An 11,918-nucleotide genomic window follows, 5' to 3' on the forward strand; every position below is an offset into this window, starting at 1 on the left:
GCTTTTAAGCCCACCAGAAAGTATGAGGTATGAGAAACATCGCTTTTATTTCTTCCTCAGAAGCTTTTTCATCAAGCATTTGCAAAGCTTCATTACCCAACGAGATAATTCTCTCCGCTTCTGCAGGTGATGGCTTTTTGCCCGCTAACCAATGGAATGGAGGATTTTGCATCATCCTCGAACAAAAATTTGTACGGACTGTCTGCATTTTTGAAATCGGACATATGTTGTGTAATTCTATAGGCACGACCGCGCTATTGTCCTGTTTGGGAATTTGTTTGTTTTCCATAATTTTCTCCTTGTTTGTAATTTTTTGAATTTCGCACTCAGTTACGCCACGTTGCTTGCCAATCGATTTTGGTTGCATTTGCTCCAGCTTTTGAACGCCAGTAATCTCGAAACTTTGCGATTTCGACTTTCACACGCTCTGGAGGCAAGCCCTCTGCAAGTGCAAAATCGTAATCGGGTTCAAAGTCTTTAGGCAATCGACAGCCTCGAATCGCAAAGTTTCGAGATTATTGGCGTTCAAAAGCTGGAGCAAATGCAACCAAAACAGATTGGCAAACAACGTGGCGTAACTGGGTGCGAAAGGCTGTCGAGGATTTAGAAAAAACAAAAAACACGAACAAAAATGGTGGAAACAATGGAAACTTTTCAAAAAATAAAAGAACTTGTGGTGGTACCGGAGAGGCAATCCGTAACCTTATCGGTGCAACATAGCTTAGTGATGCTTCTACAAAACGCCATGCAACAGATGGCAGAATATGTAACACTGGAGTATCCTTGGACCTTGATCCGTGGCATGAAATTGACACCAGCACTAGAGGAACAAGCTTTAGAAGCTTATCAGACAGTCCAAAACTTACTTTCCTTGAAAGCGTCTGTTGAGGATATTGCAGAGGCTCTTGATGTTCTTGAAAGCGGTTTGACAATGCAAAAAGTTTCAAATCCAGAGGCACGTGCAAAGGCTTATATCACAGCTCTTAACGGCATTTCACTCTGGTCTTTGTTGCAAGCTGTTAAAAATCTTGTCCATCGGGTTCAAAGTCTTCAGGCAATCGACAGCCTCGATTAGCTTTAGACCGCTTGGCTTTTTTGAGAACGTTTTCTTGCTCGTGAAGGGATGGTTGGTTATCTACACCCGTTTCGATTTGATCTAATTGGCTTTTGAGAGCATCAACCTCGATTGGCTCTTCAACCAAATCGTTTGTTTCTAAATTTTCAGAATCAATTTCTTTTTTTGATAAAACGATAGTTTTATTTTTTTTATTATATATGTGGTTGTGGTTGGCATCATTAAGCATTGCTTGTGCATTGCTACAAGCATTGCTTAGAGCATCATTAGCATCATGCTTAGCATCCCTAAGCATACCACAAGCATCTTTTGTATTTTTATCCCACGTGGAGAAGCCAAAGGCATGTCAACAACCTTTGTTCCCTCTTGTGCTGATCTTGCGCAGTATTGTCGCGCTTTAGAAAGCGGGCTTTATGAACTAACTAAGAGAGTTTTTATCGCTGTTGAAAATACGCGCAACAAGGCATTGGGAGGCAAGCGCATCTCATTCGCGAGAATAGGCAAGCCTAGCCAAGAGCATCATGACAGTAGCAGTTTCAAAGCAGCTTAAAACAGCAAAGTAGTGAAAAGTACTGATAGTTTTGAGATTAGATATGCATTTAAATCGACAAAAAGGCATCTTACAAAGCGATTTAAAGATTTTATGATGAAAAACATCTGTAATATAAAAAGCTCTGTATGGTCAAATTTAAGGTAAATTAACCTATTGCTAAAAATAGAGGTTAAAACATGAAAATATTAAAACGAAGATTCTTTAAAAAACGTAAACAGCCGGTGCAAAAAAAGTTTATCGCAACAGCTGTTGGGTATGTCCCTTGGGGAGACGGAGCAGCAGAGTATTTTTACAACCTCTACGAATATGAAGACGGCACAAGAGAGTGTGAAAAGTTTGACGGTGGTCAGTATTACACCATACCAGAAAAGGCAGATTTTAGCACCAAAGCGCAAGTAAAAGCATGGGTTTATGGGTGTGCTGTTCCGAAAAGTATATTGAGTTATGAAGCGTTGATAGACAGTGCAAATAAGAAGATAGAAAGGCACGGTCAAGATACACTGATTTGTGAGATTACAGATGATGGTGAGAGAGGTTACCCATTGTCTTGTGATGAAATGGACCGTGAACTAGAAAAAGCACTTGATATTCAATTGAGTAGATACAAAAAAAGAAAACAAAATACAAAACATTAATCAAAGAAGCAAAACAAATTTTAGCAAGACCAATTGTAAAAGCGGCTTAGTTTTTTAATATAACTCTCTAATCCTTGCTTTTTAGAGGAGGGAGAGGTCAACGCATTGAACGAAGCATAGCATCACGTAAAATGGCGTTAATCCGCGTCTGGTAACCTTTTCCTTGACTCTTAAGCCATGCTAATACGTCTGAATCCACACGCACTGTTGTGATAGTTTTCGTTGGTTTATAGAATGGATTACGAACAGCATTTTTCCAGAATGCATCATCTAATGTTGGAATATCACTATGATCAATTGCACTGTCCGGCATTGCCGCTAGTTCATCAATTTTAATCCTTTGTTTATCCGTCAAAGGCGATAAATCACCTACGTCAATCTCATAACGAAATTTCTTCTTCATAACGTTTCCTCTCTTTCAAGTTGGCGCGCCGCGCTGAAATAATATCGAACACTTTGGCGCTTACCCCGATAGCAAAACAATAACATGAGGAGCTCATTTATTTTACTATTCCCAAAAATACAGCTAAGCAGCGTTCAATTTCCACCATTTTATCTGCATGAATGGAGCCAAAAGCTGGGCTAATTTTTTCACATCTTACCGTCATAATCTTATCAATCATGACTTGAGAAGTTTTTTGTAAACCATTTTTGCTGTCTTGTTGGAGAGTAATGCGAAGTAATGGTGCATCAACAAGTGTGCTGGTAATGGGTAAAACCGTTACGCTTGTATGTTCATTAAATTGATTGGCTTGAATGATTAACGCAGGTCTTGGTTTACCAAAATCGCCTTGCATAGCTATTGTGACGAGAGATCCACGCATCATTCTGTCCAGCCATCAATATCCATCAAAGATTGATCCATTAACAACTGCATAGATGTATCTGTTTTATCCATTTTTGCGACTAAGCGACATTGGCGGCGACACTCTTCTGCAAAGTTTGGTTGACGAGTATCTGGTACCCAAATTTGCATTAAGCGCAAACCTGCTTTTCTTTGTGCGTTGCGATGTTTTTGAACGCGTTCATTAACGTGCATTGTAGCCATAAAAAATCTCCATTATGTTTCATGTAACGTATAACATAGAAAAAAGTTACATGAAACAAAATTTTGAATAAATTCGCGAAATTCAATTTTTTATCCCGAAGGCTATAAAACATAATGTTATATGTTAATAATCAACAATATATTATTGAAATAATTGAAAAAACAATAAAACTCTGCTAAGATTTTTGCATATTTAAATACGAACTTAAGGTAACAAAAAACATGCTGAATAAAGTGATGTTAATTGGCTATTTAGGGGATGATCCCGAAAGCAAAACGATGACTTCTGGAGCAGAAATAGTCAATTTTCGTATGGCAACTTCTGAAAGCTATACAGACAAGGCAACCAATAAGAAAGTAGACAAAACAGAATGGCATTCCATTGTGGTTTTTAATCCGCATTTGGCAAAAATTGCTCTTCAGTATCTACACAAAGGTTCAAAGGTTTACATAGAAGGCAAATTACAAACCCGTAAATGGCAAGATAAAAATGGTCACGACCGTTACACAACAGAGATTGTTTTACCTCAATTCAAAGGCGAGTTGCATTTGCTTGATGCAAAGAAAGAGCAATCTGCGTCCTCTTCATCTGTCACTTCTAAAAGTTATGCTATCGCTTCAGGTGCTGATGATTATGGCGCATCTCTTAATGATAGCATGCCATTCTGATTGGTGGTGATAATGAATCAGTCAAGTGTGGGACAATGGTACGTACATAATAACATCATGATACATCATCAGATGCTGTTATCAAAGCATAATGATGTACCTGCTACTGGTTTTGAGATAGCGATAATCATTGTAGTTATGTTGACATTGGTTGTATTCATTTGGGGGCTAGCTAATGATAAAATAAAGATAAGCATGCTAACTATAATTATAGGTCTCTCTTTATCCGCATGGTTATTTATTTTGGATACGGAAACAGATTTAGCATCAGATAAAATTTGGCAAGGTGTTAGATAGACATCTGGGGAAGAGATAAATGGAAAAAACGAAAAGGCAAGGGCATCCTTAAAAATAGCGCGTTAATCAAGAAAAAATGGACATATCTTAGGAGTAAAAATGCCACGTGAACTCGTTAATCAATTGGCAATTGAAATGCGTGCTAAACGCTTCTGCTTGACCATAGAAGAGGCTAAAAATCCGCTTGCTGGGTCTTATGTTGGGCGGCTTTGTTTGCAAGGCGTGCTTACTCAAGATCAGTATGATGCTACGCAAAAATATCTTGAAGTGAGAAATGACTATTCGTGTGCAAAAGGTTTGCCAAGCGCTGTTTATGATGAAATGCCATCATCTTCTGATGACAAAGCAAGAGAGAAGTGGGTTGAACGTGCAACAGAACAGTTTTGTAACATGCAAGAGGTAATCAAAGAAACACAATGCCTCTATAAACAGTATAATCTTTATGCGGCTCTACAATATCTTGTTAGTGAAGATCAAACGTTGCCATATCTTATAAATTCATTGCAGATTGCTCTGAATGCGCTTCATAGACATTTTACGCAAAAGCGCAAAAAAGACTATTGAATAGTAGGCTTTAGAGTGTTATATTTTTATATAATACTGAAGGGAGCGTTTTATGCACACAACAAAATTACGTAAAGTTGGAGGATCAGTGATGCTTTCCATCCCACCTGCATTGCTTGATGTTCTTCACTTGACTGAAAATACCGAAGTTGGTTTGGCTATTGATAATGGTCGTCTTGTCGTGGGACCATCAGTCCAGCCGCGATACACGATGGCTGAGTTATTAGCTGCCTCCGATTATTCGCAACCACAATCACCTGAAGACCGTGAGTGGGTTGATTCCTCTGCTGTAGGGGGCGAGCTTATATGAGGTGTGGTGATATCTATATGGTAGATTTGGAACCAATCCAAGGACGAGAGCAGCGTGGGTACCGTCCTATCGTCATTGTTTCTCCTGATGATTTTAATCAAGCAACAGGTTTACCAGTTATTTTGCCGATCATAAGTGGTGGAAATTTTGTTCGCCGTATTGGATTTGCAGTGCCGCTTACGGGTACAAGAACGAGGGGTGTTATTCGTTGCGATCAGCCTCGTGTTCTCGATTTGGTGGTGCGCAATGGGCGTAAAGTAGAAAGTTTGCCAACAGCTATTATGAATGAAGTATTAGCGAAGGTTGTCACGATCTTTAGTTGATCAATTATATGTACGATCCAGTCTTTCAGATAAGATATTACCACATCTTGTAAGTTCATTACGGATTGTTCTAAATGCTCTACAGAAATATTTTGACAAAAAACTAAATGGTAGATGTTTTATGTTGTTTCTTTCGCTTTGACGTGAAACGTTTTTCTGTACAATTCGTTGTATTTGTATTACAATGAATACAAAGATGAGGACTGCGTTATGACGATATCTATTCGGTTGCCAAGTGATCTCGAAACACGTTTGAATAATTTAGCTGCTAAGACAGGACGTACAAAGTCTTTTTATTTACGCGAGATTATTGAACGTGGAATAGAGGAAGCGGAGGATTATTATTTAGCTTCACAAGTAAGAGAGCGTGTTCGAAGGGGAGAGGGTACTTTTTATAGCTCTGAAGAGGTGAGGAAAGAGCTTGGCTTGGACGATTAGATATGAAAAAAAAGCTCTTAGTTTTTTAAAAAAATGCAATAAAAAAGAAGCACGGAGGATTGTTGATTTTTTAGATCAACACGTTGCTCCTCTTGAAGATGTGCGTGTAATAGGTAAGCCCTTAAAAGGACAATTATCAGGTTTATGGAGATATCGTGTAGGAGATTACAGGATACTTTGTGAACTCTATGATAAGGAGCTTGTCGTATTAGTTTTGGCTGTTGGACATAGAAAAAATATATATAAAGGTTAAGGCAAATCTTTTATAAAATATTTTGGTTCTTAATCAAGGATTAAAAGGAGTAATACCGCGCAACTAATTAGAGCAGTTGTTAATAAAAAGAAATAAGCGGGAATTTTCAATTTAAAGCGCCAAAGTAAGTTAATGATGATGGACATTATACTAATAAATATGAATATTTCTATTATAATGATGAAATCATCAAATGTTATATGTCGTTGAGGTTTTTCATAATCAGAAACAGTGGAAAATGAAATGTTATATTGATTAATTCCACTATCTGATAAAATCTTTTCTGCTTCGTATTGCTTTTGTAAAACTTTACTTCTTTCATATAAACTTTGTTCAATATTAGCAGATTGATAATGAATAGGGAGTTCACTATTGGCGTAATCAGTAAGAAAAAGCACACTGATTACTATGACGAATAAGTAACTTATTTTTTTTGCTGATAAATAATTCATTATTTCTTTTATGGCTGGAGTTTAAGTATATATTAAAGATTAAGGAAAAATGCTTAGTAAATATTTTGACTGTTAGACAATTTTCCAAATAAATTTGATCAATGCTATAATCGCTACGATCCCTACAATTTCATCTAAATTTTCTATTATTATAGCAATAAAAATTAATACTCCTAAAAATGCTATTCCTAATACAGGATAAAATACAAAGGCTGCTGCCATAGCTGTATAGCATCCTGTTTGGAATTGGAGGGACAAGAGCTCATAAAATGCGCTGTCAATATTTTCATCTTTTAAACTTAGCTTTTCTTCTCTTGCACATGCACGTAGTATCAAAAAATACGATACAAATGCTACAAATATTGGTACAATTAATTTATCTTGTTGTTGATTGTCTAATCCGAAGGGATTAAAACCCAGTATCATAAAGCCAATTATAGCAAAGAACGGTAAAAACAAAATTAGTGTAAATGTCTTTTTAATTCTATATGAAACTTCTTTTTTGAAAAATAACACTGAAATCCCCCCCTTTTTATTAATTGTCAGTCATATAATTGATTCGTTTAGATAATACAATTGTGAGTGGTTGGTTGCTAAAGACACTATATTTAGGTAATAAAATAAAAAAATATACAATATCATGATTTTTTTGTTGACAGGATATGAAAAATAGTGTTTTATGGCGCTGCTGTACTGGTCGAATTGCGTCTAAAATTACAGTAGAGAATTTTTCATTAACTCCTTTGTTAAATTGACATGATGATTTAGAGCTCTGCGTTTTGCGGGGTTTTTTGTTATTTGGAGAAAGTATTTTATGACATCACAAAATACAGGGCAGGCTCCACAACTTAAAAAAAAAAGCAGATACCACCAAAAGCAGGACAAGGGCGTGTCAAAGATGTACCAAATAAGAATACACATTATAAATAAAAACACAATAAAGTCAATAGTTTGTTTGCATTTATTTTATATGAATCCACTTAAGAATCCATCTTTTTATGCGTGTTTAAATTGATTATTTTTTATATAGGATTGGCATGTATGAATAGACCATAAAAAGAAATCATGATGTAAATATTATAACGCATGGGTGCATTCAAATGAAATGAAAAGCAGATATCATTCATAACAGTTTATAAATTTTATGATACGTTTTTATCACAGCACAAATTACATTGTTTAAAATTTAGTTGTTTGGAATTATCCATAATATACGTTTAAAGATCACATTTTGTTTTAAGATTGGTTTGTTTAATCGTATAAAGACCAAAATTATTGTTTCCCAAAATTGGGGAGCAAAAAATCTATATCTCTTATAACAATATTTTATTACCTATTATAGGTAATCATTTGAAACTGTCATAAGCTTATGGGTTTAATTTAAAAGATTACATAAAAGGATTTAAAGACAAGATTGATTTTATAACCACGGTATTTTTTTATGGGGGTAGGAAATCAAGGTAATGAAATTCAAAACGTCATATCTTATGAAATTGAAAGCCTTTATGAATGATCCAACGCAAGCAAGCAAAAAACGTTTTAAGAGTATAAATTGAAAGATATGAAAGCAAACGAGGTCAATCCAAATTTGGATTGAGTGATTTTAGTCTCCTCAAATTTGAGGGCATCTCTTTAGACAAGAGAAGCAAACAAACTTCAAAACCGCTGTAACTTCATAAGGCATGGAATTTTTCTAAATTTTTAGACAAAACGCCATTGTTTAAAGAATGCTCTATTCTAAAGATAACGAGCTCGAATTTGAGCTGGTTGATTTTGCCAACTCAAAATTGAGCCAGCTTATTTGTAAAAAGTTACATTTAAAGAAAAGTGAAAATACGCTTATGAGACCCTCTCTAAGTGAACGTTTAAACGTTTGAAACTGATGTTTATAACAGTTTTTAAAGCCTTACCTTTGATAAAAGCGGTTGTTTATTTATCTTATGAGAGATTGTTTTGAAAACCAACGTTTACAGATGTAAAAAGAACGTTTTAAAAAAGACATTAGTCTAATAGGCATTTGCTTTTGATTGTATTGAGATGAATCTAAAAAGCGTTTTGATTTTATAATGTAAGTTATTTCAATTTACTCAACTCAATTTTAAAGTCAGTATATTGAAACGTTTTAAAAGAAGCATTTTGATCATGTGCTTTATTTCAAATGACCACCTTACAAAGGAGGAGTTATGATTAATACGTTTGAGAGAAACGAAAAGCATTTATAGGCTTTCTCATTCAAAAGGGTGATTAAAGATCATACGTATCATTTACATTCCTTTTGATAAGTTTTCATATCTCTAATAGAGCGCTTGTAATATAATACGTTTTGTATATATGTGTCATTACTTTGATTAGGGTTGATTCATAAGGATAGACATTTGAAAGCCGCGTCATATCATTTGGCACGGCTTTTTTTGCATTCTCTCTTTTATGATGGGTTTATAACCATAAAGAAGGCGCTCCCATGTCTATTTTTATTCTGTTTTATCAATAATCTTAACAACATTATCGCTTTGATAAACCTCACAATTTTTTGGAACCAACTTTGCTTTGCTTTTTGTATTGATTGTTGCATTGCTATAAGCACGCCCCCAGATCGTTGCACAATGTGAGATTTTTGCATTGCCATAAACAGAGCTATAAACCTCACAAGAGCTCCCCACACGCGCATTGCCATAGACCTTGCCATAAATCTTTGCACGACCATTAATCACAGCATAATTATAAATTTTCGCATGGCTATAAATGCAAGCAGAGCCACAAACCTTGGCATGACCATAGACGCGGGCATAACTAAAAACCGTAGCATCATAAGAAACATGGGCATGGTCATAAATCTTTGCATATTGAGAGATAAAAGCCTTGCTATAGACCTCAGCATTGCCATAGACTAGACCACAGACTTGCGAATAATGCCGTATTTTTGCATTGTCATAAACACGGGCATGACCATAGACGCAAGCATCATCATAGACCCAGCAATTGCCATCATGTGATAAGTTACTTTCCTTTTCGATAAAACCGCCTAAATCACCCGCCTTTATATCATCGAAATCTTTTAAAGCCCGAATGCGATAAAGGTTGATAATATTACGAGTAAGAGCATGTTTGATTTTTTTATTTCACTGGTTAATTCATATTTTTTACACATAGGGATACCCTCACAATCTAATGTGATAAACGTTTTCTAAAATTTGGAATGGAAAATTGGATTGAAAGGAGGCGCCCCCGCCGCGCCTGTACTTTCATTTACACAGCTTTATTAATTGGACCCAGACAATCTCTAATGATCCATAAGGGGAAAGCTGTTCAATATAGGTTTTTWTTTTAGTAGACCCGCCGATATTTTCACGAATAATAGCAATGCCGTAAATATTGGCATTTTCATAAACATGCACGTTATTTGCTATACGAGCGTTTTCATAAACCCTAGCATTGTCATAAATATAGGCATTATCATAAATAATAGCCTTGCCATACACATGGGCATTCCCATAGATATAACCAGCAACGATAGCATTGTTATAAACCCTTGCGTTTTCATAAACATGACCATTTTTAAACACAAGAGCATCATCATAAACCCAGAAGTTGCCATCATGTGAAAGATTGCTTTCTTTTTCAATAAAGCCCCCCAAAGCACCAGCTTTAATATCAGAAAAGTCTTTTAATGCTTTAATGCGATAAAGAGTATGATTCCCTAATACACGTGTTTCATTTGTGAGTGCGAACTTTTTTTGCATAACACAATTCCTTTATAAAAAGATTACATTTTAGAATGAGATGGTTAAAGGGGGCGCCCCCGCCGCGTCCGAGCGTTATTTAAGCAGCTTTATTTTCACTAATCTTTACAACGGTATCATTTTCATAAATTTCACAATCTTCAGGAATCCCATATGCATAGTAAAAGTTTTGTTTGACATATGAATAACCATCTCTTTTTAACCTTGCATTGCCATGCACCAAACCTCTAATGGTGTGATAACCAGTCACTTTAGCATTGCCATAAACAGAACCGTAGACTTGAGTATACCCTCCCACGCTAGCATTGCCATAAACCTTGCCATAAATTTTAGCAGCACCACTGATAACAGCATGATCATAAACCACGGCATTGCCATAAATACGCGCATTTCCTGATAATTTTGCATTGCCATAAACCCGCCCACAAACCCAAGCATTATTAGAAAGATGCGCATTGTCATAAACATAAGCATTTGCATAAACGCGGGCGTGATTACAGATATGAGCATTGCCATAAACAAAGCCCATTATAATAGCGTTATTAAAAACCTTGGCATTTTCATAAATATGGGCTGGATTTAAAACAAGAGCATTGTCATAGACCCAGCAATTGCCATCATGAGAGAGGTTGTTTTCACTTTCAATAAATCCCCCTAGATCGCCTTTTTAACATCTCCAAAATCTCTTAAAGCACGTATACGGTATAAGAAATGACCAGCTACGCAATCCATTTCACTAGTAAATTCATATTTTTTAGATGTTTTTTTCTTATTAATGGGGGTGTTTTTTGAGATATTTGTCATATTTAAAACCTAATCGTTAGAAAGTTTCTATTGACACCCTATAAGAGCATCGGGCGCTAGAAACACGGCGATTAGTCCGTTGTTACGCTTTTCTCATAAGAGTATTGTATGGCGTAACTACACCCGACAAAATCATCATATATGCTAATCACAGCATAAAAGAAAGTCAGTATTTTAAAGACATGGGAGAGGTTGTTTCGTAACCTATCCGCTAATCGTTAAGTGTTTCTATCACTTGATTATTTATATAACAAAATACGTATTTATTGTCAAATAATATTTTATCTTTTTTTGATATTTTTTTGTATTTTTTAAATACGTTGTGTATTAATGTTATCTTATGCTTATGAATTTCTGCTTTTATATTTATATGCTTTTAAAGCTATATTATAGGATTTATGAAACGATTGCGTTATGTTTTGAATTATACATTTATAATATTTAGAAACGCTCTCATAATGCGTATTTTTATCTTTATAACCTATCTACTTTTTCACTAAATTGTTTTTAATTTTTTTGTGAATTTTGTTTATAACACATTTATCATTTGAACTATCTTAATAAGCACCGCGTTCTTATAACCAATGCATTCATTTGCATTTTTGCTTTATTTAAACAAAGCTACTGTTTTTACGCATTCTTTATAACTGTTATGTTCTTTATAGCCATGGCATCATTTTTCATTTTCATAAGAGAAAAGATAAATAGGATATAGGATAATTACGATTTATAGACTGTTATGAAAACATCTAAAGAG

At 35.3% G+C, this 11,918-nt stretch carries 15 protein-coding genes and 4 pseudogenes; 9 read left to right on the forward strand and 10 right to left on the reverse strand.

All coding sequences use genetic code 11. From position 1 onward, the window contains the following. Nucleotides 1-92: 92 nt before the first annotated feature. A pseudogene (locus CEV08_RS08240) lies at nucleotides 93-503 on the reverse strand (hypothetical protein); the annotation flags it as partial. Here CEV08_RS08240 and CEV08_RS10035 point away from each other — a divergent pair. Beyond that, a pseudogene (locus CEV08_RS10035) lies at nucleotides 499-888 on the forward strand (hypothetical protein); the annotation flags it as partial. The pseudogenes CEV08_RS08240 and CEV08_RS10035 overlap by 5 nt on opposite strands. A gap of 131 nt (nucleotides 889-1,019) precedes the next feature. Here CEV08_RS10035 and CEV08_RS08255 read toward each other — a convergent pair. Next, complete coding sequence (locus CEV08_RS08255; protein WP_432417143.1) at nucleotides 1,020-1,370, reverse strand: hypothetical protein; 351 nt, start codon at nucleotides 1,368-1,370, stop codon at nucleotides 1,020-1,022. A 48-nt stretch (nucleotides 1,371-1,418) separates the two neighbouring features. Here CEV08_RS08255 and CEV08_RS08260 point away from each other — a divergent pair, with 48 nt between their 5' ends. Next, nucleotides 1,419-1,625, forward strand: a complete 207-nt coding sequence (locus CEV08_RS08260) for a hypothetical protein (protein ID WP_100131159.1) — start codon at nucleotides 1,419-1,421, stop codon at nucleotides 1,623-1,625. Nucleotides 1,626-1,804: 179 nt separating this feature from the next. Beyond that, a complete protein-coding gene (locus tag CEV08_RS08265) occupies nucleotides 1,805-2,263 on the forward strand; it encodes a hypothetical protein (protein ID WP_100131160.1) in 459 nt (152 codons plus the stop codon). Nucleotides 2,264-2,360: 97 nt separating this feature from the next. Here CEV08_RS08265 and CEV08_RS08270 read toward each other — a convergent pair whose 3' ends face one another. From CEV08_RS08270 to CEV08_RS08280, 3 genes are all read right to left on the reverse strand, one after another. Then, the gene (locus CEV08_RS08270) at nucleotides 2,361-2,666 is read right to left on the reverse strand and encodes a BrnA antitoxin family protein (RefSeq protein ID WP_100131161.1); all 306 of its coding nucleotides are present in this window, start codon (nucleotides 2,664-2,666) and stop codon (nucleotides 2,361-2,363) included. 97 nt (nucleotides 2,667-2,763) lie between these two features. Continuing rightward, the gene (locus CEV08_RS08275; protein ID WP_100131171.1) at nucleotides 2,764-3,087 is read right to left on the reverse strand and encodes a type II toxin-antitoxin system PemK/MazF family toxin; all 324 of its coding nucleotides are present in this window, start codon (nucleotides 3,085-3,087) and stop codon (nucleotides 2,764-2,766) included. Next, nucleotides 3,087-3,311 (reverse strand): antitoxin MazE family protein, encoded by a 225-nt coding sequence (locus CEV08_RS08280; protein WP_012230987.1) that lies wholly within the window; start codon nucleotides 3,309-3,311, stop codon nucleotides 3,087-3,089. The genes CEV08_RS08275 and CEV08_RS08280 overlap by 1 nt, the downstream gene beginning before the upstream one ends. A gap of 222 nt (nucleotides 3,312-3,533) precedes the next feature. Between CEV08_RS08280 and ssb the strand changes: the two genes are divergently transcribed. The 6 genes from ssb to CEV08_RS08315 all read left to right on the forward strand — a co-directional run bounded on the left by ssb (nucleotide 3,534) and on the right by CEV08_RS08315 (nucleotide 6,165). After that, complete coding sequence (ssb, locus tag CEV08_RS08285) at nucleotides 3,534-3,980, forward strand: single-stranded DNA-binding protein (RefSeq protein WP_100131162.1); 447 nt, start codon at nucleotides 3,534-3,536, stop codon at nucleotides 3,978-3,980. A gap of 396 nt (nucleotides 3,981-4,376) precedes the next feature. Beyond that, nucleotides 4,377-4,841 carry a hypothetical protein gene (locus tag CEV08_RS08295; protein WP_100131164.1) on the forward strand — a complete coding sequence of 155 codons (465 nt, stop codon included), beginning with the start codon at nucleotides 4,377-4,379 and terminating at the stop codon, nucleotides 4,839-4,841. 52 nt (nucleotides 4,842-4,893) lie between these two features. Further along, nucleotides 4,894-5,151 carry an AbrB/MazE/SpoVT family DNA-binding domain-containing protein gene (locus tag CEV08_RS08300; protein WP_100131165.1) on the forward strand — a complete coding sequence of 86 codons (258 nt, stop codon included), beginning with the start codon at nucleotides 4,894-4,896 and terminating at the stop codon, nucleotides 5,149-5,151. Next, nucleotides 5,148-5,474 carry a type II toxin-antitoxin system PemK/MazF family toxin gene (locus tag CEV08_RS08305; RefSeq protein WP_100131166.1) on the forward strand — a complete coding sequence of 109 codons (327 nt, stop codon included), beginning with the start codon at nucleotides 5,148-5,150 and terminating at the stop codon, nucleotides 5,472-5,474. The genes CEV08_RS08300 and CEV08_RS08305 overlap by 4 nt, the downstream gene beginning before the upstream one ends. Before the next feature lie 210 nt (nucleotides 5,475-5,684). Continuing rightward, nucleotides 5,685-5,912, forward strand: a complete 228-nt coding sequence (gene relB / locus CEV08_RS08310) for a type II toxin-antitoxin system RelB family antitoxin (protein WP_007346764.1) — start codon at nucleotides 5,685-5,687, stop codon at nucleotides 5,910-5,912. Beyond that, nucleotides 5,896-6,165 carry a type II toxin-antitoxin system RelE family toxin gene (locus tag CEV08_RS08315; protein WP_100131167.1) on the forward strand — a complete coding sequence of 90 codons (270 nt, stop codon included), beginning with the start codon at nucleotides 5,896-5,898 and terminating at the stop codon, nucleotides 6,163-6,165. The genes relB and CEV08_RS08315 overlap by 17 nt, the downstream gene beginning before the upstream one ends. A gap of 29 nt (nucleotides 6,166-6,194) precedes the next feature. On the opposite strand, the gene CEV08_RS08320 is transcribed toward CEV08_RS08315, so the two are convergent. The 5 genes and pseudogenes from CEV08_RS08320 to CEV08_RS08340 form a co-directional block, all read right to left on the reverse strand. Continuing rightward, nucleotides 6,195-6,617: a hypothetical protein gene (locus tag CEV08_RS08320; RefSeq protein ID WP_100131168.1), complete on the reverse strand. Its 423-nt coding sequence runs from the start codon at nucleotides 6,615-6,617 to the stop codon at nucleotides 6,195-6,197. 72 nt (nucleotides 6,618-6,689) lie between these two features. After that, nucleotides 6,690-7,133 carry a hypothetical protein gene (locus CEV08_RS08325; RefSeq protein WP_100131169.1) on the reverse strand — a complete coding sequence of 148 codons (444 nt, stop codon included), beginning with the start codon at nucleotides 7,131-7,133 and terminating at the stop codon, nucleotides 6,690-6,692. A gap of 1,955 nt (nucleotides 7,134-9,088) precedes the next feature. Next, nucleotides 9,089-9,765 (reverse strand): annotated as a pseudogene (locus tag CEV08_RS08330) (hypothetical protein). Between the two features lie 94 nt (nucleotides 9,766-9,859). Then, nucleotides 9,860-10,357, reverse strand: a complete 498-nt coding sequence (locus CEV08_RS08335; RefSeq protein WP_100131170.1) for a hypothetical protein — start codon at nucleotides 10,355-10,357, stop codon at nucleotides 9,860-9,862. A 79-nt stretch (nucleotides 10,358-10,436) separates the two neighbouring features. Continuing rightward, nucleotides 10,437-11,161: pseudogene (locus tag CEV08_RS08340) on the reverse strand (hypothetical protein). Between the last annotated feature and the right edge of the window lie 757 nt (nucleotides 11,162-11,918).

The sequence above is a fragment of the Bartonella tribocorum genome (assembly GCF_002778015.1).
Taxonomy (GTDB): domain Bacteria; phylum Pseudomonadota; class Alphaproteobacteria; order Rhizobiales; family Rhizobiaceae; genus Bartonella; species Bartonella tribocorum_B.